This window comes from Microbacterium sp. Leaf161, from assembly GCF_001423645.1.
Classification (GTDB): domain Bacteria; phylum Actinomycetota; class Actinomycetes; order Actinomycetales; family Microbacteriaceae; genus Microbacterium; species Microbacterium forte.
This window is the reverse complement of record NZ_LMOW01000002.1, coordinates 227,048-251,998: the sequence shown is the minus strand read 5'-3', so window position 1 is coordinate 251,998 and position 24,951 is coordinate 227,048. Positions and strand designations below refer to the sequence as shown.

Sequence of the window (24,951 nt, the reverse complement as noted above, 5' to 3'; positions counted from 1 at the left end):
CACGCAACAGAACGGCGTATAGTTGCACTATGCAACAGCAAGAGAGCTCGGGCGGACGTCGCAGCGACAGCGCCGACGTCCTGCGATCTCTCGTCGCCATCACGCGTCGCGGTCTCGTCGACGCACGTGCGGAGGAACCGAGGCTGTCGATCACGGATCAATCCATCGTCATGGCGATCGCCGACGAGCCGGGGATCCGTTCGACGGACATCGCCCGCATGTTCCGCCTCAACCGGTCGACCGTGTCGCGTCAGCTCTCGACGCTCGTCTCTCTCGGCCTCGTGCAGGAGACGCCGTCGGCCTCCGGGCGCGGCCGTCCGCTCGAGCTGACCGCCGAGGGCGAAGAAGCCTTCCGCAACACACTGCGATCGCTGCAGGGCGTGATCGACGTGCATCTCGCGCAGTGGACGGATGCCGAGGTGCAGCGCTTCGCGCACGACCTCCAGCGTTTCGACAGAGGCCACGAACCCGCTTGACCACGGCCCACAAGGCCCTCAGAGGAAGAAGAGAAATGAAGAACATCACTGTTCTCGGCACCGGCGTGCTCGGATCGCAGATCGCGTTCCAGACCGCCTTCCACGGTTTCGACGTCGTCGCCTACGACATCGATCAGCCTGCGCTCGACCGCGCGGCCGAGCGATTCGAGGGTCTCGCCGCGCGTTACGTCGCCGACGGTGTCGAGAATGCCTCAGACGGCGGCTCGCAGGCGGCGATCGGCCGCATCCGGCTCACGTCCGACCTCGCGGAAGCCGCAGGATCGGCCGAGCTCATCATCGAGGCCGTGCCGGAGAACCTCGAGCTCAAGCAGGGCATCTACCGGACTCTCGCCGACGCCGCGCCGGCGACGACCATCTTCGCGACGAACTCGTCGACTCTGCTCCCCAGTGCGCTGGCAGAGTCGACGGGGCGCCCCCACCGCTTCCTCGCCCTGCACTTCGCGAACGAGATCTGGTCGCACAACACCGCGGAGATCATGGGGACGCCGGCCACCGACCCGGCGGTCTACGACAAGGTGGTCGAGTTCGCGACGCAGATCGGCATGGTCCCGATCCAGATCAAGAAGGAGAAGGCCGGGTACCTGCTGAACTCGCTGCTCGTGCCCTTCCTCCAGGCCGGAGCAGAGCTGCTCGTCGACGGAATCGCCGAGCCCGAGGCGATCGATGCGACGTGGCGGATCGGCACCGGCGCCCCGGCCGGCCCGTTCGAGATCTATGACATCGTGGGCCTGAACACGGCATACAACATCTCCCGCATGGGAGGCGAGAAGCAGCAGCGCTTCGCCGAGCTGCTCAAAGAGCAGTACATCGACAAGGGCAAGCTGGGCGTGGCGACGGGCGAGGGCTTCTACACCTACCCGCGAGAGAGCTGAATCCCCTCAGCGCCCGAGGAGCTTGCGGATCGCCGTCTCAGGCGACACCGTGAGATCGAGAGTGCGACCGCGCGCGTAGAGCCGGAACACGCGTGGATCGATGTAGCTCCCCCTGGCCACCGCGAGGGTGTTGCCGAGCGCTGACGCCGTCGCCTGGACGGCGAGGCGCTCGGCACGCCGCCGCTCGTTCTTCGTCTCGAGTCGACCGATCCGCGCGAGGGCGTCAGCCGCGAGGATTGTGCCGTGCAGCGTGCGGAAGTCCTTCGCAGTGAACGACGCCCCGGCCACCTGCCGGAGATAGTCGTTGACCTCGGTCGACGTGAGGCGCACTCGGCGGCGGCCCTTGCGGTACGCGAGCAGCGGCGCCCGCGGCGAGCCGACGGCGAACTCCGACAGCGCCTCGGCGAGGGCGGCGTCGGAGATCTCGATCGCGGCGAGCTGCTTGCTCTTCGCGGGGAAGCTCAGGGCCACGTCGCTGCCGTCGATACGCACGTCCCGTCGCCGAAGCGTGCTCAGCCCCCGACTGCCGTGCTTCACGAGATAGCGCTCGGAGCCGATGCGCAGAGCGGCGTCGTCGAGCAGCCGGAAGGAGACCGCGAGTGCCCGCTCTCGTGTCAGACCCGGCTCGCCGATGGCGCGCGTGACCTTGGCCCTGGCCGCAGGCAGCGCCGCGGCGAGCTTGAGCGCCCGCGCGAACTTGCGCTGATCCCTCCCCGTGCGCCAGAGCGGGTGGTAAAGGTACTGACGTCGTCCCGCATCGTCGGTGCCGACCGCCTGGATATGAGCGAGCGGATCGGCGGCGATCCACACGTCCTTCCACGCCGGGGGTATCGCGAGGTCGCGGATGCGCTCCCTATCGGCCTCGACGACGGGGGTGTTGCCCGCGTCGACGTATCGGAACCCTGACCCGGATCGCACACGGCGGATTCCTGGTGTCTCGCCCGGAACGACTCTCGTGAGCGCCATTCTCGTCCTCTCGGTCATGCCTCGTCGGGCATCGGGTGTTTCTCGCTCACGATGACCGACGAAGAGCGAGGCGTGAAGGGCATGGCGCGACGCACGGGCGACCTGCTAGGCGACGCCGGCTCCTTCAGGCGGTGCCGGGAGGGTGCGGCCGCTGCCCAGGGATCCGATTGTCGGGGCACACCGAGGTCTGCCATCCTCTTCACTATGGCCATGTCATTCGAGGAATTCCGCACATCCCTGACCAGTGCAGATCTGCGGGCAGCCCTCGGGGTGCAGCTCACCGACCTCGAAGCGCAGCAGGTCGCCGACGATCCGGCCTCCGCTCAGAGCTGGTACGCGTACTGGCTCTCGACCCAGCCGACGACTCCCCCGCCGCCCGCGGGCCCCGCGTTCGATGCGCCGCCGCCCGCGTTCGATGCGCCGCCGGCCGCCTACGATGCACCTCCACCCGCCTACGCCGCGGCTCCCGGCTACGCTGCGGCTCCCGGCTACGCCGCGCAGGGCGGCGCTCCCGCCTATCCGGGGTACGCGCCCGTCCCCGACGGCCGACCCGGCAAGAAGAAGAGGGTCGGACTGTGGGTGACCCTGTCGATCCTCGGCGCCCTGCTGGTGATCGCCGCCATCGTCGTGATCTTCGCCTTCGCCACAGCACGCCATTGGACCAAGACCGATGTTCCTGAGCAGCCCGAGACCTTCCGCAGTGAGGAGTACGAGACCGGTCGCGTCGACGTCACGATGGACGACGTCAACCCGTGCTCGGTGAACCAGGATTGGACCGACTGCACGAACCTGATGGTCGCGACCTATACGGCCGCCTGCGTCGATGTCGAGCTCACCGAGACCGCGGCCCTCCTGTGCACCGAGTACAGCTCCGCGATAGACGAGATGAAGGCGCAGGACGGCGAGGGCTATTACGTCGCGACGCTCGGCAGCTACGGGAGCCTGCATCAGACGCCTGAGATCGACACCCGCCAGGTCTCGAACGACGACTACGAGCCCGCCGTCACCCACGAGGCGGTGTGCTACCTCGGATTCATCGGAGAGTGCGAGTGAGACACTGGACCGGAAACGACAAAACCCCCGCCTGAGCGGGGGTTTTTGTCTTGCTGGGGTACCTGGACTCGAACCAAGAACAACGGAACCAGAAACCGCCGTGTTGCCAATTACACCATACCCCAAGGGCGAAACCGGAGTCTCGCACCGAGAGTCAAGCTTACCCGAGCCGTGGGCCTAATGCCAAAACGCCTCGGTCCGTCCGGGCGCGTCGCCCGGCGATCGCTGCGGGTGCGTGACCTCGGCAGCGGGCAGGAGCTCATCGAAGCGATGCTCCCCCGCCCGCCTGCCTCGTCAGTTCGCGAGGAACGCCGACAGCGACCGGAGGCGCCGCAGCGACTCGTCCTTGCCCAGGAGCTCCATGGACTCGAACAGCGGCGGCGAGATCCGACGACCGGTGATCGCGACGCGCGGAGGGCCGTAGGCGATGCGAGGCTTGAGCTCGAGCTTCTCGACGAGCGCCTCCGCGAGAGCCTCCTGGATCTTCTCTGGAGTGAACTCGGTCACCGGCTCGAGGGCGACGACGCAAGCGTCGAGGACCGCGGCGGCGTTCGCGGGCAGCCCCTTGAGGGCGTCGGCATCATACGAGACGTCCTCGGTGAACAGGAACCCGACCATGCCCGGCACATCGCCGAGCAACTGCACGCGCTCCTGCACGAGCGGTGCGACGCGGAAGGCGAGCACGAGCTGCTCGTGCGTCGGCTCATCGAAGAGGTCGGCGGCAGCGAGGTAAGGGATCGTCCTCTCGGCGAAGTCCTTCTCGTCGAGCTTGCGGATGTGGTCGCCGTTGATCGACTCGGCCTTCTTCTGGTCGAAGCGTGCCGGGTTCGGATTCACGTCGACGATGTCGAATGCCTCGATGAACTCCTCGAGCGAGAACACGTCGCGGTCGTGGCCGATCGACCAGCCGAGGAGCGCGAGGTAGTTCAACAGTCCCTCGTGGATGAAGCCGCGATCCCGATGCAGGAACAGATCGGCCTGCGGGTCGCGCTTGGAGAGCTTCTTGTTGCCGGTCTCGCCGAGCACCAGAGGCATGTGGGCGAAGCGGGGCACGAAGGTGGTGACCTCCGCATCGATGAGCGCCGCGTAGAGCGCCAGCTGGCGAGCCGTCGAGGGCATCAGGTCTTCGCCGCGCAGGACGTGCGTGATGCCCATCAGCGCGTCGTCGACCGGGTTCACGAAGGTGTACAGCGGGATGCCGTTCGGACGTACCACCACGAAGTCGGGGAACGAACCTGCGGGGAAGGTCACCTCGCCGCGGATCAGGTCGACGTAGGTGAGGTCCTCGTCCGGCACGCGCAGGCGGAGTGCGGGCTGACGCCCTTCGGCCCGGAAGGCGTCCTTCTGCTCCGCCGTGAGGTCGCGGTCATGGTTGTCGTACCCGAGCTGCTTCGCTCGCCCGGCGGCCTCGTTGCGAGCGTCGATCTCCTCCGCGGTCGAGAAGCTCTCATACAGAGCGCCGGATGCGAGGAGCTTGTCGATCACGCCGCGATAGATGTCGTGGCGCTCGGACTGACGGTAGGGAGCGTGGGGTCCACCGACCTCGACACCCTCATCCCAGTCGATCTTCAGCCAGGTCAGAGCGTCGACCAGCTGCCGGAAGCTCTCCTCGCTGTCTCGGGCGGCGTCGGTGTCCTCGATGCGGAACACCATCTTGCCGCCGTTGTGGCGGGCGTACGCCCAGTTGAAGAGGGCCGTGCGGACCATGCCGACGTGCGGCAGTCCGGTCGGAGAGGGGCAGAAGCGGACGCGGACGTCGGCGCCACTGGCGGTCGTGGTGAGGGGGTGCGGGGTAGCCATATCCCCTCGATTCTAGTTGCCGGGCGGGGTCTCGACCTCCCCGATCCGTCCACGATCGGAGCCGGTGAGAGGGGTCACCGTGGGTAACAGTCACTCACCGTGGGTAACAACCCGCATGCGACCTCGTCGCGCTCCTATCGTTGCCGCATCGACCAATCGGAAGGGTGACGACGTGACAATCACGGATGCAGTGACGACAGGCCTCAGCGATCGCTGGCTGAGCGCACCGAGACCTCAGACCAGCCTCGAATGGATCGACCGCGCCGAGGAGGTTGCCGACATCCTCGCTGTGGATGCCGTCGAGAGGGACCGAGCGAACGAGACACCTCGGGCAGAGGTGCAGCTGCTGAAGGACTCGGGTCTGGTCACTCTGCTCGGCCCGCGCGCCCATGGCGGCGCGGGCGAGAGCTGGGAGACCGCGTACCGGGTGATCAGAGCGGTGGCCCGCGGCGACGGCTCGATCGGGCAGGTCCTCGGGTACCACTACCTCTGGGCGTGGGCGGCTCGTCTCGTGGGAACCGAAGAGCAGATCACCGCGGTCGAGGAGCTGTACACCGCGAACGACTTCGTCTTCGGCGGTGCGGTCAACCCCCGCGACTCCGATCTGGTGGTCCGCGAAGACGGCGACGACCTCGTGTTCTCCGGCCGCAAGTCCTTCTCCACCGGTGGTCGGATCTCGGATCTGACCGTTCTCGAAGGCGTCCTCGAAGGCACCGAGACGCACATCTTCGCGATCGTCCCCACGGCTCAGGAGGGAATCGTCTTCGGGAACGACTGGGACAACCTTGGCCAGCGACTGACCGAATCGGGGTCCGTGGAGATCCGTGACGTGCGCGTGCCCTGGACAGCGGCAGCCGGCTTCGTCGACCGGGTGTTCCAGCCTCTGACGTACAACACCCTGAACGTGCCGACCATCCAGCTCGTGTTCGCCAACTTCTACCTGGGCATCGCACAGGGTGCACTCGAGACGGCATCCGCCTACACCCGATCGACCACCCGAGCGTGGCCGTACGGCGGCGATGACAAGCAGCACGCGACGGACGAGTGGTACCTGCTCGAGGGCTATGGCGATCTGGCCTCGAAGCTGTGGGCGGATGAAGCACTGCTGGATGCCGTGGGCTCCGAGATCAGCGCGGTGCTGCACGCCCCTCGCGAAGACCTCACTGCACGCCGACGTGGCGAGATCGCCGTGCGCATCGCAGCGGGGAAGCTGCGCATCGTCGACGACGGCCTGGAGGTCGCCACGAAGATCTACGAGCTCACCGGTGCCAGAGCATCGGCCAACTCGGTCGGCCTCGACATCTTCTGGCGCAACCTGCGCACGCACAGCCTGCACGACCCGATCGCGTACAAGAAACGTGAGGTCGGCGACTACGTGCTGCGCAACGAGGTGCCTGAGCCGACCTGGTACACCTGACCGCCGCGATGCAGGTGGTCCTCGGTGCCGCGCCGACACAGGCGGTCGCGGCACCGAGCGACCGCGGGCACTCTGGCCGAGGGCGGCCTCAGCCGCGCGACGCCACGGCAACCGCGGCAGAATGCACCAGCGGCAGGCGGCCGGCGATCGATCGATCGGCGCACACTGAATCGAAGGCAGCACGGAACGAGCGCCGACCTGTGTCGTCGAGCGCTCGGTAGAACTGGCCCGCTCCCCCGACGCCTCCTTCGGCTGACACCCACAGCGCAGTCGCATCCGCTGACCACGTCCAGGTGATCTCCGACACCCGCGGGCGCATCCAGCCCGCGTCGTCGAGCATCCTCGCGAAGCCGTCGACGGTCCGCTCGAAGTCCTTCTCCGGCGGAAGCCGCTCGCCCTCCGTCGGGACGAGCGCCGCGCGGTCGCACACCTCTCGCCAGAGCCAGGTCGGCGAGTTCGTCCAGATCGTGGCCGCCACACAGCCGGCAGAGACGCGGAGAAGCTCTCCGGCCGATGCGCGGGGGTCGGCGACGTGGTTCAACACGAAGTTCGCCACGACCGCATCGAACTCCGCGTCCTCGAACGACAGCGACGGCAGCGCTCCGTCGCGCACCCGCATCGCCGGGTGCTGCCGCAGCGCGACCTCCCGCATCGTCGGCTCGGGCTCGCACCCTGTCGCATCCCATCCGGCATCCGTGAATGCGGCCGTGAGGAGACCCGTTCCGGAACCGACATCGAGCAGCGAGCGACCCGCAGGGTCTCCGAGCATCCCGAGCAGAGTCCCCGCCGTGCCGACGCACAGCGAGGCATACGAATCGGCGTATGCGTGCCCCGTGCCCGCCCAGTCCTTCATCGCCTCGAGCGTCCGAGAGGAGAGAGGGCGACAATGGCGACGACGATGACGGACGCGGCGATGCCCAGTCCGGCATAGTCGAAGTTCGAGAGCACCACACCGGCGAGAACCGCACCCGCGGCCGCAGAGAGACTCATCAGCGAGTCGCTGCGGCCCTGCCTGCGCGTGCGGATCTCGGGCGCACTCGACTCGGTCAGCAGCGCGGCCCCCGCGACGGTCGCCGCGCTCCATCCGAGCCCCAACAGGATCAGAGCGACGATCACGCCCCACTCCCTGTCGTTCGCGAACACGGCGAACGCCAGCGCGGCCCCGAGGAGCACCTGCCCCAGCAGAACCACGCGCAGCCGCCCCCACCGGTCGGCGAGGATGCCGAAGAGCGGCGACAGCGCGTACATGCCGCCGACATGCAGGGCGATCGTGATGCCGACGAGAGCCGAGACGTCGGCTGGTGTGGGCGCCATTCCGTGCGCGCCGTGCGCCATGTGCGCGAGATGCACAGGAGTCATCGCCATGACTGATGCCATCACGACGTGCGAGCCGGCGACCGCGAACATCGCGTAGCGAGCCACCACCGCTCTGTCTGCGAACGCCTTGCCTGTAGTCCCCGCAGCAGCCGCTGAGGCGAGCTTCTGCGCGGCCAGAAGAGGATCTGGCCGCAGCGCCACGAGATACAGGATGAGAGCCGCGCATTGAGCGACGAACGAGAAGACGTAGGAACCGGTCTGAGGCGGCATGCCGATCGCGGCGCCCACGATCTCACCCGGTCCGAGCAGCAGAGGGCCCGCGACCCCGCCGATGGTGGTCGCCCACACGACGATCGAGAGGTCCCGCCCTCGGTGCTGCGGCGCAGCGAGGTCGGTGGCGGCGAATCGCGACTGCAGATTGCCCGCGTTGCCGGCGCCGATCATGAGGATGCCCACCAGCAGCAGCGGGAACACCCGCAGCGACGCCGCGAGGATCACGACCGCGATCCCGACGAGCGCGAACAGATTGCCGAGCGTCAGTGCACGGCGACGCCCCACCCTGGCGGCGAGACGAGCGAGGGGGATCGCACACAGCGCGGCGCCCAGCGTGACCGATGCGGTCGCGAGTCCCGACAGCGCGTCGCTGCCGGAGATGTCGGCGGCGAGCAGCGCACCGAGCGACACTGTCGCTCCGAACGCGATTCCGCCGAGCACCTGTCCCGACGAGAGAACCAGCACGGTTCTCCGCTGCACCGATGCCTGCTGAGCCGCCGTCATGGCGACGACGGTCATGATGCGCGCACGGCGTCGCGCACGTTGTTGCGCAGAATCCCCAGACCGGTGATCTCGACTTCGACGGTGTCGCCGGCGACGAACTCCCCCACACCAGCCGGCGTGCCGGTCAGGATGACGTCACCCGGCAGCAGTGTGAACGCCGCTGATGCGTGCTCGATGATGGCCTCGACGGAGTGGATCATGTCGGTGAGCGGCGCCTTCTGACGGACCTCGCCGTTGACGCGGGTCTCGATCGTCGCGACCGAGGGATCGAACTCCGTGCTGATGGTCGGGCCGAGAGGGCAGAACGTGTCGAAGCCCTTGGCCCGAGCCCACTGGCCGTCCTTGCGCTGGAGGTCACGCGCCGTGACATCGTTGGCGATCGTGTAGCCGAGCACGTGGTCGAGGGCAGCCGCCGCCTTCACGTTCTTCGCGACCCGTCCGATCACGACGGCCAGCTCGCCCTCGTATTCGGTCTGCTCTGAGATCGACGGGCGCACGATCGCGTCGCCCGGGCCGATGACGGCGGTGTTGGGCTTGAGGAACAGCAGCGGCTCCTCGGGGGCGACTCCCCCCATCTCAGCGGCGTGGTCGTGGTAGTTCTTGCCGACGCACACGATCTTGGATCGAGGGATGACCGGCGCCAGGATCACCGCGTCCGCGATCGGGACTCGGTCTCCGGTGGGTTCGTACCCGGCGAAGAGCGGATCGCCCGCGAGGACGACCAGGTCGGTGTCGTCGACGATCCCGAAGAGGATGGCGTCGTCATGGCTGAATCGGGCGATCTTCATGCCACCAGCCTAGCCAGAGCACCGGACGACGAGACCCCGCTGCGCAGGTCGCGCGGCGGGGTCTCGGGGAGTTCCTGCGAAGATCAGGCGTCGAGGCGCAGGAGCCAGCCGTGCTTGTCTTCGCGGCGGCCGTACTGGATGTCGGTGAGCTCTTCGCGGAGCGACAGCGCGAGTTCGCCGAGCGGCTGCGGCTCATCGAAGCCTTCGCCGACAAGTGCGCCGATCGGCGTCACGACTGCGGCCGTGCCGCAGGCGAACACCTCGACGATGTCGCCGGATGCCACGCCCTCGCGCCACTCGTCGATCGAGATCGGTCGCTTCTCGACCGTGTAGCCGCGATCCTCGGCGAGCTGGAGCAGCGAGTCGCGCGTGATCCCCTCGAGGATGCTGTCGGACTCGGGCGTGACGACGCGGCCGTCCTTGAACACGAACACGACGTTCATCCCGCCGAGCTCCTCGACGTTGCGCTGCTCATCGAGGAACACGACCTGGTCGCAGCCCTTCGACGATGCCTCGCTCTGCGCGAGCAGGCTCGACGCGTAGTTGCCGCCCGTCTTGGCCTTGCCCGTGCCCCCCTTGCCGGCGCGTGCGTAGTCCTCGGAGAGCCAGATGCGCACGGGCTTCACGCCGCCGCTGAAGTATGCGCCGGCCGGGCTTGCGATCACGTAATAGGCGACCTTCTGCGCGGCTCGGACACCGAGGAACGCCTCTTTGGCGAACATGAACGGGCGCAGGTAGAGGCTCTGGTCGGCGCCGGACGGCACCCAGCGTCCATCGACCGCGATGATCTCGCGCAGCGACTGGATGAAGTACTCGGTGGGCAGCTCCGGCAGCGCGAGTCGACGTGCGCTGGCCTGGAGTCGTGCGGCATTGCGGTCAGGGCGGAAGGTGTGGATCGAACCGTCGGCGTGACGGTATGCCTTGATGCCCTCGAAGATCTCCTGCGCGTAGTGCAGCACGGAGGCGGCGGGGTCGAGCGGGATCGGTCCGTACGGCTGCACGCGCGGGCGGTGCCATCCGCCCTTCGTCGACCAGCAGATGTCGACCATGTGATCGGTGAAGACCACGCCGAAGCCGGGATTCTCATGAACCTCGGCGACACGACCGGCCGTCGCGGCGGCCAGGTTCTTGGTCACGGCGAACTCCAGTGGAGCCACGGTGGTCTCGGCATCGATGGTCGTCATCTCGTCATCCATTCCTCGTGTGGCGCGCATCCTCGCGCCGTCTCAGCCTACGCCTGTCGTTCAGAGCAGAGCAGTGATCGCGGAGCCGATCTCCGCCGTGCTGCGGGCACCCGTGCGGGTCGCGATGTCGGACTCGACGGCGGCACTCACGCGGGCGGCCTCCGCACCGAGCCCGAGATGGTCGAGCAGCAGCGCCACCGAGAGGATGGCCGCCGTGGGGTCGGCCTTCTGCTGGCCGGCGATGTCGGGGGCGGATCCGTGGACCGGCTCGAACATCGACGGGAACGCTCCGTCGGGGTTGATGTTGCCCGAGGCGGCGAGTCCGATGCCTCCGGTGACCGCGCCGGCGAGGTCGGTGAGGATGTCGCCGAACAGGTTGTCGGTGACGATCACGTCGAAGCGCGAGGGGTCGGTCACGAGGAAGATCGTCGCCGCGTCGACATGCAGGTAGTCGACCGTCACCTCGGGATGCTCTGCGGCGACCTCGTTCACGACGCGCTGCCAGATGGCACCGGCGTGCACGAGCACGTTGGTCTTGTGAACGAGCGTGACCTTCTTGCTGCGCCGCTCGGCGAGGTCGAAGGCGTACCTCACGACGCGCTCGACGCCGAACGCCGTGTTCACCGAGGTCTCGTTGGCCACCTCCTGAGGGGTGCCCTTGCGGATCGCGCCCCCGTTGCCGACGTACGGACCCTCGGTGCCCTCACGCACGACAACGAAGTCAATGGCGCCCGGGTTCGCGAGCGGTCCCGGAGCACCCGCGAACAGCTTCGACGGGCGCAGGTTCACGTAGTGGTCGAGCGTGAAACGCAGCTTCAGGAGCAGCCCGCGCTCGATGTTCGCATCCTTGAGCCGGGGGTCGCCCGGCGTGCCGCCGACGGCACCCAGCAGGATCGCGTCGTGAGCCGCGATCGCCTGCAGGTCGTCGTCCGTCAGCGTGTCGCCGGTCTCGAAGAAACGAGCGGCGCCGAGCGAGAAGCGGGTCTTGTCGAACGTCACTCCGCTGGAGGCGGTGACCGCATCGAGGACCTTCTCTGCCTCGGCGACGACCTCTGGGCCGATTCCGTCACCGGGGATGACGGCCAGCTTCACGACACGCGACATGACACTCCTTGCATCGGGATGAACCGGCCAGCGTTCGGGCGGATGCCGAGCGGGCCGGTTCTCCCAGCGTACTGGTCAGTGCGCGGGGGCCTTGCGCAGTGTGACGGCCGCGATCACTCCGGCGAGAACGACCAGCCCTGCGCCGATCAGCGAGGTGACCATGACGCCCGAACCGAATGCCGCCGATGCCGCGTCCCACAGCGCGTCTCCGAGCTGCGCAGGAAGCTCCTGCGCGGCGGTGTAGGCGCCCGCGAGGGTCTCGGTCGCTGCATGCGCGGCCTCGGCAGGAATGCCCACCGGGACCACGAGCGCGCCCCGGTAGAACGCGGTGATGAGGCCACCGAGCACTGCCGTGCCGAGCACCGCACCGAGTTCGTACGCCGTCTCGGACACGGCGCTCGCGGCTCCGGCCTTCTCAGCCGGCGCGCTCGAGAGGATGAGCTCGTTCGAGATCGTCTCGGCACCGCCGATGCCGATCCCGAGCACCACGAACGCGATGACGAGGGGCGCGATGCCGTGATCGGACGTCGTGAACGCCACGAGCAGATAGCCGGCGACCGAGAAGACGAGTCCCACCGGCACCAGGATGTGGGGTGGCACCCTGCGGGAGATCGGCACCACGGAGAGTCCGGCCACGATCATCGCGAGCATGCCGGGCACGAGTGCCGCGCCCGCCATCATCGGCGAGAGGCCGAGCACGAGCTGCAGGTGCTGCGAGACGAAGTAGAGGAACCCCACGAGCGCGACCACGCTGAGCAGGTTGACCAGGATCGCCCCCGAGAAGGAGCCCCGGCGGAAGAGGCCCATGTCGAGCATGGGCACATCAGCGGTGAGCTGGCGACGCACGAAGAGATAGCCCATGGCGACGCCGAGCAGTGCCCAGGCTCCGGCGGTGAGACTCGGGCCATCGACGGCGAGCGACTTGATCGCATAGACGACGGGGATCATCGCGGCCATCGAGAGCACGATGCTGACGATGTCGATGCGACCAGGATTCGGATCGCGGCTCTCGGGCACGAGCAGCGGCGCCGCGATCAGGAGCGGGATGAGCACCGGGACGGCGATGAGGAACACCGAGCCCCAGTCGAAGTGCTCGAGCAGGAACCCTCCGACGATCGGACCGAGCGCCGAACCTGCGGAGAAGGCCGACGCCCACACCGCGATCGCGAGGCGACGCTGATCACGGTTCTGGAAGATCGAACGCAGGAGCGACAGCGTCGACGGCATGAGCATCGCGCCGAAGAAGCCGAGCAGCGCACGTGCGGCGATCAGCAGACCGGCGGTCGGGGCGAAGGCGGCGAGGGCCGACACCGCCGCGAAGCCGGACGCACCGATCAGCAGCATCCGCCGGCGTCCGAAGCGGTCTCCGAGGGTTCCCATGGTCACCAGGAGTCCCGCGAGCACGAGCGGGTACACGTCGATGATCCACAGCTGCTCCGCCCCGGTGGGCGCGAGCGCGATGGATATCTCGGGGAGCGCGAAGCTCAGCACCGTGTTGTCCACCGACACCAGGAGCACCGGCAGCATGAGGACGACGAGTGCCGCCCAGCCACGGGCTCCGACGCGGGGAGCATCCGTCTCTGTCGTCGGGATCGACGCAGTACGGGTCATGGAACACCTCTCAGGATCACGACGGCATCGTAACTAAACCGTCCAGCTGGTATAGTAACAGAATCGTCATCTATCGGCGTTACGGTGATGAGAGACGAACAGAGGAACTCCGATGCCCCGACCTCCCCTGGCCCGCGAACGCGTGCTCGACGCGTTCGAGTCGATCGTCATCAACGACGGCGAGCGAGCGGCGACGCTCGACGCGACGGCGAAGGCCGCCGGCGTCTCGAAGGGCGGGCTGCTCTACCACTTCGGTTCGAAAGAGGACCTCGCGACGGGACTCCTCGATCGTCTCGACGCACTCACCACGGCAGACCTCGAGCGCATGGCCGCGGCAGACGATGGTCCGGTGGCGTATTACGTGCGCACGTCGGTCATGGAAGACGACGCCTTGGACCGCGCGCTCATCGCCGCGTCACGTCTGGCACAGGGCGGCTCCCTGCCTGCCGGCGAGGCGCTGCGCACAGTGCGGCGCCGTTGGGAGGACATGATCCGTCCGCACGTGCGCGATCGGGCGAGCCTCAACCTCGTGATGCTGCTCAGCGACGGGCTCTATTTCAACAACTCACTCGATGTGAACGGCGAAGAGCATCTCGTTCCCCATCGCGCCGAGCTCGACGACCTGATCGCCCTCGTGCTCCGCACCACGGCCCCCTGAGACGGGCGAGAGACAGAGCGGGAGGGGCGGCCGCTCGGCCGCCCCTCCCGCTCTCTTCGTGCGTCTGGATCAGATGTCGGTGATCTCGATCTGACGGAAGAGGTCGGCGTCGATCTCGGTGCGCAGGGCCTCGAGCAGGTCGTCGGACACCGGCGAGTCCAGCGTGAGCACGCTGAGCGCCTGGTCACCGGCTCCGAGCCGCGAGATCTGCATGCCGGCGATGTTGATGCCTGCCTCGCCGAACTTCTGGCCGTAGACCGCGACGATGCCGGGGCGGTCGGTGTAGAGCATCACGACGTGGTGCTTCTCGATCGGCAGCTCGAGCGCATGGTCGTTGATGGCGACCAGCTTCTCTGCCTGCTTCGGACCGGTGAGGGTGCCCGACACCGAGAGCTGCGAGCCGTCGGAGAGAGCGCCGCTCAGAGTGATCACGTTGCGGTACTCGTCGCTCACGTCGTCCTTGAGAAGGCGAACCGCGATGCCCCGCTGGTCGGCGAGCAGCGGCGCGTTGACGTACGAGACCGTCTCGCTGACGATGTTCGTGAAGACGCCCTTGAGCGCCGCGAGCTTCAGCACGCTGACGTCGTAGTCGTTCAGCTCGCCGTGGACCTCGACGTCGAAGCTCGTGAGAGGCGACGTCGCGAGGGCGGCGAAGATCTGACCGAGCTTCTCGACGAGCGAGATTCCGGGGCGCACGTAGGGGTCGATGACTCCCCCGGCGACGTTGACCGCGTCGGGGACGAGGTCGCCGCCGAGCGCGAGGCGCACGGAGCGCGCGACTGAGACACCGGCCTTCTCCTGCGCCTCCTCGGTGCTGGCACCGAGATGAGGGGTCACGACGACGTTGGGGAGGTCGAGCAGCGGACGAGCGGTTCCGCCCTCGGCGGGCGGCTCGGAGGTGAAGACGTCGAGTCCTGCGCCGGCGATCTCACCGGCGACGAGCGCGGCGTGAAGCGCTTCCTCATCGATGAGGCCACCGCGGGCGACGTTCACGACGAAGGCGGTCGGCTTCATGGCCTTGAACTGCTCGGCGCCGATCATGCCGGTCGTCTCGGGCGTCTTGGGCATGTGGATCGTGAGGAAGTCGGCCTCGGCGACGAGCTCGTCGAGCGAGAGGAGCTGCACACCGAGCTGCTGCGCACGAGCCGAGGTGACGTAGGGATCGTACGCGACGACGCGCATGTCGAACGCGGCGAGGCGGGCGGCGACGAGAGCGCCGATGCGACCGAGGCCGACGATGCCGACGGTCTTCTCGAAGAGTTCCGCGCCCGTGAACGAGCTGCGCTTCCACTGACCGGCGGCGAGGGAGGCGTGGGCCGCGGGGATGCGACGGGCGAGGCTGAGGATGTGTCCGACCGTGAGCTCGGCGGCCGAGATGATGTTCGACGTCGGAGCGTTGACGACCATGACGCCGGCCGCGGTGGCCGCCTTGATGTCGACGTTGTCGAGTCCGACGCCCGCGCGGGCGACGACCTTCAGCTTCGGCGCGTGCGTCAGCGCCTCTTCGTCGATGTGCGTCGCCGAGCGGATCAGCACCGCATCGGCCTCTGCGAGCGAGGCGAAGAGCGCCCCGCGGTCAGTGCCGTCGACGTTGCGGACGTCGAAGTCGGGGCCGAGGGCCTCGATCGTGGCGGGAGAGAGAACTTCGGCGATGAGCACGACGGGCTTCGGCACAGGGATCCTTCGGGGCAGCGCGACAGGGGGCCGATGCGCCGCACACCATGGGGGCGCGATCACCTCAACTGTACCCGAGCGCTCCTGCTGCTCCGTGCCGTGTGACGCCGTGGATCAGACCACGGCCGTCACGAGATCCGACATGTTGAGGATGCTGTATCCGATCAGGCTCAACCAGAACACCGCCACGATGCCGAGGCCGGCCAGCAGCACCAGCGCGAGCTCGCCGGCGCGACGGCGTCGTCCGATCGCATACGCGAAGACGAACACGATGGCGGGGAAGACGACGCCGAAGAGCAGCGTCACCCATCCGATCCCCGTGAGGCCGTTCTGCGCCATCGAGATCACATGCGCGACGGCATTCCAGATGGCGTAGGCGTAGAAGAGACCTGCGAGGCCGAGAACGACCGCGCTCAGCCACCGAGGAGAACCGGAGGCTGCGGGAGAAGCCGATTGCGTCTCGGTCATGATCCGATCACCCCCACCGTCACGAAGGGCCATGGCACGAGAAGAACCACTCCGAGCAGGAGCAACCCGATGCGGATCCAGGCCGCCTTGGCCCGGGTGAGCACCCACACCGCGAGGAACCACAGAGCGGGTGCCGCCACCGCGAGCACGAACCACGGCACGTACATGGCATCGGCCACGATCAGATTGGCGAGCGGCTTGAGCCGAAGGCCACCGACGACCCAGCCGATGCTGTACAGCAGATAGACGCCGCCGACGATCCCGAGTGTCAGGAGCATCGCCGTGCTCAGATGCGCCGGTTCCTGCTCATCGGGCATCGTGACCGAGCCGTCGGCATCGACGTGCCCGACGGCCTCGCTGCCCCGGCCGACGGCGTTCCACCCGTCCGGCAGGGCTGCGTCGTCGGAGGCGGCGCCGTGAGGCACGGACGCCTCTCTGTCAGAGCCCTTCGGTGCGGGTGTCTTCGGCGCGACGCCGTCGTCACCGTCCCAGGTCAGGGCGTCGTCGGAATCGGAAGTCATGTCCTCAGCGTAGGACACGTCGTCCACTATGCTCGGGGGCATCTGGGCCACCGGGGCCCTTTCCGGAAGGAAGATCGTGGCCGAGCAGAACAAGAGCGCCGACCAGAGCCCCTCTGGCGGTTCCGTCGACGAACCCGCGGCCGGGTGGAAGCCGACGGCCGCAGCCAAGTCCAAGGCCACCACGTTCCGCTGGATCGCCGCCGTGCTGTGGGCGCTCGCGATCATCGGCGAGGGCGTCTCGATCTTCTGGCTCCTGCGCCAGCGCGAGTACGTCGGCGAAGACGGAGCCCTCGTCCGCGATCCGGACACCGGCCTGCTCGAAGACCGCGGCGTCACCGTGGTGTTCCCGCAGTGGGCGTTCGTCACCCTCCTCGTGCTGCTCGTGGTGATCGCAGCCCTTGCCATCACCGGTTCGATCCTGTGGAAGAAGGCGAACCGTCTCGATCCCGCCCGCAGGTCCGAGACGGTGCGCTTCTTCGTGCAGAACCAGCTCGGCGCGATCATCGCGATCATCGCGTTCCTGCCCTTGGTGATCCTCATCTTCCTCAACAAGGACATGAGCAAGGGCCAGAAGACCACCGCCGGGATCGTCGGAGTGGTCCTCGCTCTGCTCGCCACGGTGATCGGAGTGGACTTCAACCCGCCCTCCGTCGAGAAGTACACCGCCGACCAGTCAGCCGTGATCCAGCTCCTCGGCAAGGACGAGGTCGTGTGGGTCGACGGCGGCGCGGTCTACCACGTCTGCGAAGACGTGTCGGACATCCAGACGGGCAGCGAGAAGCGCATCGGCACCACGGCAGAAGCCGTGGAGGCTGGCAAATCCCGCCTCACGCTGAAGTTCGCGTCAGAGCTGAATGCCTGCGGTCTGTCCGTCCCTCAGAACGCCGACGAGATCGAAGACGCGCTGCGCGAGATCCAGGCAGGCGCGGTCGACACCGCTCTCCCGGCTCCTGTCTGGACCAACGGCGACGACGCCCCGCCTGTGATCGAGGACGCACCGTCCGAGTGACGGACGACCGCACGCCGAGAGGGGCCCGGTGCGATGTGCACCGGGCCCCTCTCGCGCGAACGGGTTACGGGGTCGGTCAGACTGCGGAAGCGGTGAGAACGGCGACCGCCTCCGCGCGCAGCGCCGAGGGGATGATCGCTGTGCGCACGCCCGACGCATCGGACGTGGATTCGACCGCTGTGCCGTCCAACCAGCTCAGCGCGCTCTCGTCGAACTCCGCCGGCAGCTCGGCCGTGCCCGTCGTGGGATCGAGCACGTGCATGTGCACTCCGGCTGCGGAGCGCGTGTACCGACGCGGAGATCCGGTCGGCTCCCCCATCCTGATCCAGGGGCGAGTGCCGTAGATCGCGTCGCCGTTCGCCCGCAGCCACCCTCCGAGCTCGCGCATCGCACTGCGCTGCAGGGCGGGGATGGAACCGTCGGCGGCAGGGCCGACGTTGATGAGGAGATTGCCGTTCTTGGCCACGACGTCGACGAGGAGTCTGATGAGCGCAGCGCCCGACAGCGAGTGGCGCGAGTCCTCATCCTGGTTGAAGCCGAACGAGTAGCCGAGTCCGCGGGTCGACTCCCACGGCTCAGGGATGATCTCGGGAATGTCCGTGTATTCACGGGTGAGGAAGCCGTGGTACGGCACTCCCCACCGATCGTTCACGACGCCGTCGGGCACGGCATCGAAGTAGCGCCGGAGCAGCGCGGCGACCGCATAGTCGTCCCCTGCCTTCCCGCCGTCCGGCCACTCGATGTCGTTCCAGAGCAGGTCCGGCGAGAACCGCTCGATCAGCTCGTCGAGCTGTGCCGCCGAGTAGCGGGCGAAGTGCTCATCGTTGCGGCGGTAGCGGAACAGGTCGGTGTCGGACTCGATCGGCGGGAAATCGCTCACATGCCAGTCGAGCGCGCCCGAGTAGTACACGCCGAACTTCGCTCCCGCCCTGCGGGTCGCGGCCTGGAACTCCGCGATCAGATCACGACGGGGCCCGCGGGCGACCGCATTGAATCCTGTCGTCTCGGTGCCCCACAGGCAGAACCCCTCGTGGTGCTTCGTAGTCGGCACGATGTACCGAGCCCCCGCATCCACGAGCTCTCCGACGAAGGAGTCCGCATCGAATGCCGACGCATCCCATCGATCGGCGAGGTCCTCGTACGAGGTTCCGGGGCCGAAGAGTCTTTGGTGCCGTTCCCAGGTCGGGCTTCCCGCGATTCTCACCGTGTTGCCGTACCACTCGGCGTACTGGTGCCACGCGTAGGCGTCTTCGGTGGGGATGTTCACGCCGTCTCCGTGCTGCACCGCCCACGCCGGCACCGAGTAGAGACCCCAGTGCACGAAGAAGCCCAGCTTCGCGTCGCGGTACCAGTCTGGCACGCCGTTCGTCGGATAGACAGGCGCCGCAGTGCCGAAGTCGGGGCCCGTGCGCTTCTCGAAGTTCATCATGCGGTGGTCTCCTCACGGTCGCCGCGGCGTCCGACCACGGCGGTCAGATCCGGCGTGCCGGACGGGTCGAACGGGTACACGCCCGGCCGCAGCCGATGATGACCGAGCCGAAGAAGGTCCTGGTCGACGCCACCGGGCGTGAGCGCGAGCGTCCAGCCGCGGGCGAGGTCATACAGCTCGGGCTCCAGATAGCCGATCTTGACGACCACGATGTCGGCGGTCGTCGGTTCCAGGCCCAGCATCCGGAAGTCGGCCAGGTGATGGAAGGGCTTGCGGCGCTCGGTGATGATCGCATGCAGACCGCCGACGGCGATCACGACCTGCGTGCCGGCGTCCGGATCACCCTCGGTGATCGAGAAGACGGTGCCCGTGATCTCGACAGGCCCATGCGGGCCGTCATCCACTCGGGCTCCCGCCGACAGCGACACCTTTGCGCCGACTCCCGCGGCGACCGCCTGTGCGACCGCGTCGGCATCGAACACCGAGGCGACCAGAACGGTGTGCGAGCCGTCCGTCAGCTCGCGGCATCCGAGCAGGTGCGCAAGAGTCCAGGTGACATCGCCCGCACCCCCGGCCGTGGGGTTGTCACCCGAGTCGGAGATCAGGTACGGACGCTCGGCATCCGGTACGAGTGCCTTGGCGAGGGCCTCCCCGAGCGACCCCGTCTCGGCGACGAACACGAAGTCCTCGCGTGCCTCCCAGAACATCCGGGCGATGCGCTCCGCTTCGCGGGTGATGACCTCGCGATCGTCACCGGTGACCACGACGTACGCCTGGCAACGCGGTTCATCCGCCCAGGCGTAGCCGATCCACACCGAGGCGTCGACGACACCGGGAAGTGCGTCGATCAGGGGCAGCTCGGCGTAGATCCCCCTGGCGGGCTCCAGTCGGGTGCTCGTCTTCTCACCCGGCAGCAGCACCGGCACCGGTACCCACGCGGTGTACGGCCGACGGAGCTGCGGATCGGCACCGCACTCCCCCCGCAGCCGGGCGAGGAGGTTCCACACGGCTCGTTCCTTGGTGTTCAGCCAGTCCTCGTGCGGCGCCATGCGGTAGCAGGTGAGCAGGTCCACGGCGTCGCGCAGCGTCTCCGAGACGTTGCCGTGCAGATCCATCGACGTCGACACCAGCGTGTCGTCCCCGAGCGCCTCCCGCACAGCGAGCGCGAGATCCCCCTCGGCGTCGTCCATGCCGACGACGCTCATGGCGCCGTGGATGTCGAAGAAGAACCCGTCGAATGGCCCGTGTGCGCGGATGCTGTCGACGATGGCCGTCTTCATGCGGCGGTAGGTGTCAGCATCCACGGCACCACCGGGAAGCGATCGGCCGTGGGTCAGCGGCACCCAGTCCGCGGCCTCCGCGAGCTCACGCCCCTCGTCGAGGAAGGGATAGTAGGCACGCAGCTCCGCACCCGTGCGAACCGTGAACGCCTCGTCGCCGGAGATGTGCGGCGAGAACGTGCTCGATTCGATCGAGATCCCGGCGATCCCGATCCTTGGTCGCTCGAGCCCGCCCGTCTCGACGCCAGGAAGCGCGCCCATCCAGATCTCGCTGGCCTCGGGTCGTGCGGTCACTGCTTTCTCCTCTGTCACGTTCGTCATGGTCTCTCTCCCGCCGTCACGAGGGTCCGGCGCGCCGCTTCGATGGCACCGAGCGCGACGGCATCCGCACCCAGCCGCGCCGGTGCGATGACGAGCGGCAGGCCGGAGACGGGAGAATCCGTCCGCAGCGTCTGCTCGATCGCCGGTGCCAGCAGATCCCAGGCCTCTGCGACTCCTCCGCCGACGATGGCGCGAGGGAGATCGAGCAGGGTCGCCGCGCTCGCGCACGCCAGTGCGACCGCGCGGCCGGCCGACGCGAACACCTCGACGGCGATGGGGTCACCCGAGCGTGCTCGCTCGGCGACGGTGCGTGCGTCCTCGACGGCATCTCCGACGCGCTCGGAGTATCGGCGTGCGATCGAGGTCCCGGAGGCCAGGGTCTCGAGGTGACCGACCTGGCCGCAGGTGCAGACGAGGTCGCTGTACCCGGGGGTGTGGCCGATCTCGCCCGCTGCTCCGTGTGGGCCATGCCGCAGCCGTCCGTCGATGATCACGGCGCCGCCGACTCCGGTGCCCAGCATCACGCCGAGCACGTCGTCGGCACGGCGATCGGCAGCCACCTCGCCGAGGAGGAAGGCGTTGACGTCGTTCTCGACGCTCACGGGCACTGAGAGCCGCGAGGACAGCGCATCGGCCAGAGGGAAGCCCGCCCACCCGACGAAGGTCGCCGAAGCCGCGCGGATGGTGCCGGTCGCATGATCGACGACCCCTGCCGCACCCACGCCGACCGCGACGAGCCGCGCCGAGGCGCGGGCGACGAGATCGCGCACGAGCGTCGCCGCGGCATCGGCCATCGCCTCGCCGCCCTCGCTCGCGGGCGCCGCGACGCTGGCGCGCGTGAGGATCGTTCCCGATTCGTCGACGAGGAGACCCGCGATCTTGGTGCCTCCGATATCGATCCCGACGATGCCCTGCGATGCCCCGGGCGGTCGTGCATCCGGCGTCACCGCCATCTGTTCCTGATCGGTGACCGTCATCGTCCGCCGAGCCCCGCCATCGCGATGCCCTTGACCAGGTGCTTCTGCAGCACGATCACGAGCAGAGTCGTCGGGATCATCGAGATGATCGCCGCTGCCATCTGCAGATCCCACCGGGTGCCGGTGAGCCCCGCGAAGCTCGCGAGACCGACCGGAAGCGTGCCGTGCGCGTCGTAGTCGACTGTGACGATCAGCGGCCACAGGTAGCTGTTCCAGAACGTCAGGAAGGTGAAGACCGCCAGCACCGCTACGGCCGACTTCGACAGGGGCAGGATGATCTGCAGGAACGTGCGGACGGGACCCGCGCCGTCGACGCGGGCGGCCTCTTCGAGCTCATACGGGATGCCGCGGAAGAACTGCCGCATCAGGAAGGTTCCGAAGGCGCCGAAGGCGAAAGGCAGCACGAGCGCCTGATAGGTGTCGACCCAGTCGAACCACTGCATCACCTGGAACATCGGGATGACGAGCACCTCGGCCGGAACCATCAGAGTCGCGAGGAACAGGATGAAGACGGCATCCCTGCCCTTCCAGCGGAGGCGCCCGAACGCATAGCCGGCTGTGGTCGAGACGACCAGCACCACGAGAGTTCCGAGGATCGCGACGATGAACGAGTTCGCGATGTACGTGACGAACGGGCCGTAGGCGAAGACGTCTACGAAGTTGCTCCACCGCAGCTCGGAGCCGACGAGCGTGGGCGGCATCGAGAACATCTCGGTGTTTGGTTTCAGCGCCGAGAAGAACGCATAGACGATGGGCGAGACGAAGATCAGCGCGGCGATGTAGATGCACACGTGCGCGATGACGAGGCGGACACGGGCCGCCGGCGTCGTCGCGGCACCACGTGCGCGGCGCAGCTCTCGGGGTGTTCGCATGGCCGCGGTGGGCGTGGTGAGGGTCTCAGTGCTCATAGTGCACCCACTTCTTCTGTGCGGCGAACTGCAGGCCGGTGATCGCGATGATGATCGCGAAGAGGATCCAGGCGGCCGCGGCGGCGAGGCCGAGGTCTCCGAACGTGAAGCCCTGCTCCCAGATGAACATGACGAGCGGCTTCGTGGCGTTCCCTGGCCCGCCGCCGGTGAGCAGCTGGGGCTGGACGAACACCTGGAGGGCGGTGATCATCGTCATGATCGTCGCGAAGAAGATCGCCGGCGAGATCATCGGGATGATGATGCTCCAGACGCGGCGGAGCCCCTGCGCACCGTCGATGCTCGCCGCCTCGAGGACACTCTCGGGGAGCTGCTCGAGAGCGGCGGAGAAGATCAGCATGTTGTACCCGAGTCCCTGCCAGACGCTCATCGCGACGACCATGATCATGGCCCACGAGGGGTCGGCGAGGAAGTTGGGCAACTGGATCCCGAACCAGGTCTCCGAGAGACCGTTGAACAGACCCTGGGGCTGCAGCATCATCTTCCACACCAGGACGTTCGCGACCATCGGTGTCACGACCGGGATGAAGAAGAGCACACGCAGGGCTCCGCGTCCGCGGATGCGCGGACCGAGCCCGAGGGCGAGCACGAGCGAGAGAGCGACGCTCAGCGGCACGTAGAGCAGCGTGTACACCGCCGAGTTGCGCAGCGCCGGCCAGAAGTCGGGGCTGCTGGTGAACAGCCTGATGTAGTTGTCCGCACCGTTGAAGGTCCGCTCGCCGAAGGTCGGCCAATCGAAGACGCTCATCACGATCGACAGCCCCACGGGCACGATCGTGAACAGGGCGAGCCCCACCAGGGCTGGGCTGGCAAATCCCAGCGCCTGGCGGGCCTCGACCTTGGCGAGCGATCCTCGACGTCTCGTCGTGATCGTCATCTCAGTTTCTTTCGTTGATTACTGCAGCAGAGACCGGAGTCGACTCACTCGCCGAACTGCGCCTGAGCGTTCGACAGCAGCTCTTCCATCGTCATCTGGCCGTTGTAGACGCTGACGAGGTTGGGCTGGATGTAGCTGTCGAGCTTCTGCCAGTTCTGCGTCATGTAGAGCGGCACGGTGTCGCCGAAGGCCGCCTCGAACACCGACTGCACCTGATCGCGGTACTCCTCGTCGATGGACTCGAAGTACAGCGGCTGCGACGAGATGCGAGCGGGGTACGAACGACCAGACGACGCGATGTAGTCCTGCGCATCCTCACCGAGGAGCGAGCCCATCACCTTGAGGGCGGCTTCGGGGTTCTCGCAGTTCGCGGAGATCCCGTAGCCCGAGCCGAGGATCGGTCCCGGGTTGCCGTCGACGCCCGCGGGCAGCGGAGCCATTCCAGCGGCGAAGCCGGACTCGTTGTTCAAGTAGGTCACCGCGTTCCAGGTGCCGTCGACAGCCATCGCCGCGTTGCCGCCCGAGTACTGGTTCTCACCCCAGCCTGTGTCGGAGGCGGACGCCACGGGCGCGGCGACCTTCTTCTCGTCGACGAGCCCGGCGTACCAGGACGCCGCGTCGACGAAAGCCTTCTCGTCGATGTGGAGCGTGCCGTCCTCCGACGCGGGCTGCGTCGCCGAGTAGGCGATCGGCATCGACATCCACTGGTAGCCGCCCATGCCCATGGCGAACCCGTACTTGCCGTCCTTGGTGGCGTCGGCCGCGATCTTGTCGAAGTCGTCGAACGTCCAGCCGATCTCCGGGGTGGCGGCGCCCGCTGACGTCAGCATGTCCTGGTTGTAGTAGACGAGCATCGTGGCGACGTCGAAGGGCACGCCGTAGACCTTGCCCTCGAAGCTCAGGATGCCGTCGGCGCTCGGGTTGAACTCCGACCAGTCGATGCCGGCCGTCTCGAGGTCATCCGCGCTCAGCTCTCGGAAGCCCTGGGTGTAGCCGCCGAGCTGCGCACCGCTCATGCCCGTGACGCAGGCCATGTTGCCGCTCGCCATATTCGTCGTGAGCTTGGTGAAGAAGTCGCTCCAGGGCGACGTCTGCAGCTTGATCTTGATGTCGGGGTTCTGCTCCTGGGCGAAGGCGACCTGCGCCTCCAAGGCGTCCACATCGGATTCGCTGCCGGCCCACATGTCGACGACGATCGTGTCGCCGTCGGCCGAACCGCCGGCGTCTCCATTTGCACAGCCGGTCATCGCCACAGCGACGCCGGCGACAGCGATGGCTGCCCCCACACGCAACTTCTTCATTGAATGCCTCCTCGGGAAGGATCAGGTTATTTCGATAATCGAAGCAACCTAGTAGGATTTCGTATGAAGTGAGGCTGTCACACTTCATAACCTCTGGCAAGCCGAACATCCGATGTTTATCGGA

At 67.6% G+C, this 24,951-nt stretch carries 23 protein-coding genes and 1 tRNA gene; 6 read left to right on the top strand and 18 right to left on the bottom strand.

Going from position 1 to position 24,951, the window contains the following annotated elements:
• Window positions 1–29 precede the first annotated feature (29 nt).
• Together ASF87_RS13900 and ASF87_RS13895 are read left to right on the top strand one after the other, a co-directional pair.
• Window positions 30–476: a MarR family winged helix-turn-helix transcriptional regulator gene (locus ASF87_RS13900; protein WP_056376661.1), complete on the top strand. Its 447-nt coding sequence runs from the start codon at window positions 30–32 to the stop codon at window positions 474–476.
• A gap of 35 nt (window positions 477–511) precedes the next feature.
• Complete coding sequence (locus ASF87_RS13895) at window positions 512–1,369, top strand: 3-hydroxyacyl-CoA dehydrogenase (RefSeq protein ID WP_056376660.1); 858 nt, start codon at window positions 512–514, stop codon at window positions 1,367–1,369.
• 6 nt (window positions 1,370–1,375) lie between these two features.
• Here the strand turns inward: ASF87_RS13895 and ASF87_RS13890 are convergent, their stop codons facing one another.
• Window positions 1,376–2,335, bottom strand: a complete 960-nt coding sequence (locus ASF87_RS13890) for a DNA topoisomerase IB (RefSeq protein ID WP_056376659.1) — start codon at window positions 2,333–2,335, stop codon at window positions 1,376–1,378.
• Window positions 2,336–2,545: 210 nt separating this feature from the next.
• Between ASF87_RS13890 and ASF87_RS13885 the strand changes: the two genes are divergently transcribed.
• A complete protein-coding gene (locus ASF87_RS13885) occupies window positions 2,546–3,388 on the top strand; it encodes a hypothetical protein (RefSeq protein WP_157550117.1) in 843 nt (280 codons plus the stop codon).
• Between the two features lie 53 nt (window positions 3,389–3,441).
• Here the strand turns inward: ASF87_RS13885 and ASF87_RS13880 are convergent.
• Both ASF87_RS13880 and gltX read right to left on the bottom strand, forming a co-directional pair.
• A tRNA-Gln gene (locus tag ASF87_RS13880) sits at window positions 3,442–3,513 on the bottom strand.
• Window positions 3,514–3,682: 169 nt separating this feature from the next.
• Window positions 3,683–5,188 (bottom strand): glutamate--tRNA ligase, encoded by a 1,506-nt coding sequence (gltX, locus tag ASF87_RS13875; RefSeq protein WP_056376657.1) that lies wholly within the window; start codon window positions 5,186–5,188, stop codon window positions 3,683–3,685.
• 172 nt (window positions 5,189–5,360) lie between these two features.
• Between gltX and ASF87_RS13870 the strand changes: the two genes are divergently transcribed.
• Complete coding sequence (locus ASF87_RS13870) at window positions 5,361–6,605, top strand: acyl-CoA dehydrogenase family protein (protein ID WP_235558968.1); 1,245 nt, start codon at window positions 5,361–5,363, stop codon at window positions 6,603–6,605.
• Window positions 6,606–6,693: 88 nt separating this feature from the next.
• Here ASF87_RS13870 and ASF87_RS13865 read toward each other — a convergent pair whose 3' ends face one another.
• From ASF87_RS13865 to ASF87_RS13840, 6 genes are all read right to left on the bottom strand, one after another.
• Window positions 6,694–7,458 carry a class I SAM-dependent methyltransferase gene (locus ASF87_RS13865; protein WP_056376656.1) on the bottom strand — a complete coding sequence of 255 codons (765 nt, stop codon included), beginning with the start codon at window positions 7,456–7,458 and terminating at the stop codon, window positions 6,694–6,696.
• A complete protein-coding gene (locus tag ASF87_RS13860; protein ID WP_056376655.1) occupies window positions 7,455–8,714 on the bottom strand; it encodes an MFS transporter in 1,260 nt (419 codons plus the stop codon). The genes ASF87_RS13865 and ASF87_RS13860 overlap by 4 nt, the downstream gene beginning before the upstream one ends.
• The gene (locus tag ASF87_RS13855; RefSeq protein WP_056376654.1) at window positions 8,711–9,487 is read right to left on the bottom strand and encodes a fumarylacetoacetate hydrolase family protein; all 777 of its coding nucleotides are present in this window, start codon (window positions 9,485–9,487) and stop codon (window positions 8,711–8,713) included. The genes ASF87_RS13860 and ASF87_RS13855 overlap by 4 nt, the downstream gene beginning before the upstream one ends.
• 83 nt (window positions 9,488–9,570) lie before the next feature.
• Window positions 9,571–10,671, bottom strand: a complete 1,101-nt coding sequence (locus ASF87_RS13850; RefSeq protein ID WP_056377047.1) for a branched-chain amino acid aminotransferase — start codon at window positions 10,669–10,671, stop codon at window positions 9,571–9,573.
• A 60-nt stretch (window positions 10,672–10,731) separates the two neighbouring features.
• Window positions 10,732–11,775 carry a 3-isopropylmalate dehydrogenase gene (locus ASF87_RS13845; RefSeq protein WP_056376653.1) on the bottom strand — a complete coding sequence of 348 codons (1,044 nt, stop codon included), beginning with the start codon at window positions 11,773–11,775 and terminating at the stop codon, window positions 10,732–10,734.
• Between the two features lie 75 nt (window positions 11,776–11,850).
• Window positions 11,851–13,386, bottom strand: coding sequence for an MFS transporter (locus ASF87_RS13840; RefSeq protein WP_056376652.1), 1,536 nt, complete (start codon window positions 13,384–13,386; stop codon window positions 11,851–11,853).
• A gap of 112 nt (window positions 13,387–13,498) precedes the next feature.
• On the opposite strand from ASF87_RS13840, the gene ASF87_RS13835 reads away from it, so the two are divergent.
• Window positions 13,499–14,044, top strand: coding sequence for a TetR/AcrR family transcriptional regulator (locus ASF87_RS13835; RefSeq protein ID WP_056376651.1), 546 nt, complete (start codon window positions 13,499–13,501; stop codon window positions 14,042–14,044).
• Between the two features lie 69 nt (window positions 14,045–14,113).
• Here ASF87_RS13835 and serA read toward each other — a convergent pair whose 3' ends face one another.
• The 3 genes from serA to ASF87_RS13820 all read right to left on the bottom strand — a co-directional run bounded on the left by serA (window position 14,114) and on the right by ASF87_RS13820 (window position 16,707).
• Window positions 14,114–15,718 (bottom strand): phosphoglycerate dehydrogenase, encoded by a 1,605-nt coding sequence (gene serA, locus ASF87_RS13830; RefSeq protein WP_056376650.1) that lies wholly within the window; start codon window positions 15,716–15,718, stop codon window positions 14,114–14,116.
• Window positions 15,719–15,832: 114 nt separating this feature from the next.
• Window positions 15,833–16,186 (bottom strand): hypothetical protein, encoded by a 354-nt coding sequence (locus tag ASF87_RS13825; RefSeq protein ID WP_056376649.1) that lies wholly within the window; start codon window positions 16,184–16,186, stop codon window positions 15,833–15,835.
• Window positions 16,183–16,707 (bottom strand): hypothetical protein, encoded by a 525-nt coding sequence (locus tag ASF87_RS13820; RefSeq protein ID WP_056377045.1) that lies wholly within the window; start codon window positions 16,705–16,707, stop codon window positions 16,183–16,185. The genes ASF87_RS13825 and ASF87_RS13820 overlap by 4 nt, the downstream gene beginning before the upstream one ends.
• A gap of 76 nt (window positions 16,708–16,783) precedes the next feature.
• Here ASF87_RS13820 and ASF87_RS13815 point away from each other — a divergent pair, with 76 nt between their 5' ends.
• On the top strand, window positions 16,784–17,716 hold the full coding sequence (locus ASF87_RS13815) for a hypothetical protein (RefSeq protein ID WP_157550116.1): 933 nt from the start codon (window positions 16,784–16,786) through the stop codon (window positions 17,714–17,716).
• Between the two features lie 76 nt (window positions 17,717–17,792).
• Here ASF87_RS13815 and ASF87_RS13810 read toward each other — a convergent pair whose 3' ends face one another.
• Genes ASF87_RS13810 through ASF87_RS13785 form a run of 6 tightly spaced genes read right to left on the bottom strand, consistent with a single transcriptional unit; the run spans window position 17,793 to window position 24,827 of the window.
• The gene (locus ASF87_RS13810) at window positions 17,793–19,145 is read right to left on the bottom strand and encodes an alpha-L-fucosidase (protein WP_056376648.1); all 1,353 of its coding nucleotides are present in this window, start codon (window positions 19,143–19,145) and stop codon (window positions 17,793–17,795) included.
• On the bottom strand, window positions 19,142–20,686 hold the full coding sequence (locus ASF87_RS13805) for a M81 family metallopeptidase (RefSeq protein WP_327037348.1): 1,545 nt from the start codon (window positions 20,684–20,686) through the stop codon (window positions 19,142–19,144). The genes ASF87_RS13810 and ASF87_RS13805 overlap by 4 nt, the downstream gene beginning before the upstream one ends.
• A 56-nt stretch (window positions 20,687–20,742) precedes the next feature.
• The gene (locus ASF87_RS13800; protein WP_235558967.1) at window positions 20,743–21,723 is read right to left on the bottom strand and encodes an ROK family protein; all 981 of its coding nucleotides are present in this window, start codon (window positions 21,721–21,723) and stop codon (window positions 20,743–20,745) included.
• Entirely contained in the window at window positions 21,720–22,631 is a 912-nt protein-coding gene (locus ASF87_RS13795; protein ID WP_042541737.1) for a carbohydrate ABC transporter permease, read from the bottom strand. The genes ASF87_RS13800 and ASF87_RS13795 overlap by 4 nt, the downstream gene beginning before the upstream one ends.
• Window positions 22,621–23,526, bottom strand: a complete 906-nt coding sequence (locus ASF87_RS13790; protein WP_056376647.1) for a carbohydrate ABC transporter permease — start codon at window positions 23,524–23,526, stop codon at window positions 22,621–22,623. Before ASF87_RS13790 ends, ASF87_RS13795 begins: the two co-directional genes overlap by 11 nt.
• 44 nt (window positions 23,527–23,570) lie before the next feature.
• Window positions 23,571–24,827: an ABC transporter substrate-binding protein gene (locus ASF87_RS13785; RefSeq protein WP_056376646.1), complete on the bottom strand. Its 1,257-nt coding sequence runs from the start codon at window positions 24,825–24,827 to the stop codon at window positions 23,571–23,573.
• Window positions 24,828–24,951 lie beyond the last annotated feature (124 nt).

Coding starts and splice junctions, on each gene's coding strand:
- ASF87_RS13900 (WP_056376661.1), top strand. CDS start 30: ATGCAACAGCAAGAGAGCTCGGGCGGACGTCGCAGCGACAGCGCCGAC.
- ASF87_RS13810 (WP_056376648.1), bottom strand. CDS start 19,145: ATGATGAACTTCGAGAAGCGCACGGGCCCCGACTTCGGCACTGCGGCG.
- ASF87_RS13855 (WP_056376654.1), bottom strand. CDS start 9,487: ATGAAGATCGCCCGATTCAGCCATGACGACGCCATCCTCTTCGGGATC.
- ASF87_RS13785 (WP_056376646.1), bottom strand. CDS start 24,827: ATGAAGAAGTTGCGTGTGGGGGCAGCCATCGCTGTCGCCGGCGTCGCT.
- ASF87_RS13865 (WP_056376656.1), bottom strand. CDS start 7,458: ATGAAGGACTGGGCGGGCACGGGGCACGCATACGCCGATTCGTATGCC.
- ASF87_RS13800 (WP_235558967.1), bottom strand. CDS start 21,723: ATGACGGTCACCGATCAGGAACAGATGGCGGTGACGCCGGATGCACGA.
- ASF87_RS13790 (WP_056376647.1), bottom strand. CDS start 23,526: ATGACGATCACGACGAGACGTCGAGGATCGCTCGCCAAGGTCGAGGCC.
- gltX (WP_056376657.1), bottom strand. CDS start 5,188: ATGGCTACCCCGCACCCCCTCACCACGACCGCCAGTGGCGCCGACGTC.
- ASF87_RS13840 (WP_056376652.1), bottom strand. CDS start 13,386: ATGACCCGTACTGCGTCGATCCCGACGACAGAGACGGATGCTCCCCGC.
- ASF87_RS13850 (WP_056377047.1), bottom strand. CDS start 10,671: ATGACGACCATCGATGCCGAGACCACCGTGGCTCCACTGGAGTTCGCC.
- ASF87_RS13835 (WP_056376651.1), top strand. CDS start 13,499: ATGCCCCGACCTCCCCTGGCCCGCGAACGCGTGCTCGACGCGTTCGAG.
- ASF87_RS13845 (WP_056376653.1), bottom strand. CDS start 11,775: ATGTCGCGTGTCGTGAAGCTGGCCGTCATCCCCGGTGACGGAATCGGC.
- ASF87_RS13820 (WP_056377045.1), bottom strand. CDS start 16,707: ATGACTTCCGATTCCGACGACGCCCTGACCTGGGACGGTGACGACGGC.
- ASF87_RS13890 (WP_056376659.1), bottom strand. CDS start 2,335: ATGGCGCTCACGAGAGTCGTTCCGGGCGAGACACCAGGAATCCGCCGT.
- ASF87_RS13895 (WP_056376660.1), top strand. CDS start 512: ATGAAGAACATCACTGTTCTCGGCACCGGCGTGCTCGGATCGCAGATC.
- ASF87_RS13885 (WP_157550117.1), top strand. CDS start 2,546: ATGTCATTCGAGGAATTCCGCACATCCCTGACCAGTGCAGATCTGCGG.
- ASF87_RS13825 (WP_056376649.1), bottom strand. CDS start 16,186: ATGACCGAGACGCAATCGGCTTCTCCCGCAGCCTCCGGTTCTCCTCGG.
- ASF87_RS13795 (WP_042541737.1), bottom strand. CDS start 22,631: ATGAGCACTGAGACCCTCACCACGCCCACCGCGGCCATGCGAACACCC.
- ASF87_RS13860 (WP_056376655.1), bottom strand. CDS start 8,714: ATGACCGTCGTCGCCATGACGGCGGCTCAGCAGGCATCGGTGCAGCGG.
- ASF87_RS13805 (WP_327037348.1), bottom strand. CDS start 20,686: ATGGGCGCGCTTCCTGGCGTCGAGACGGGCGGGCTCGAGCGACCAAGG.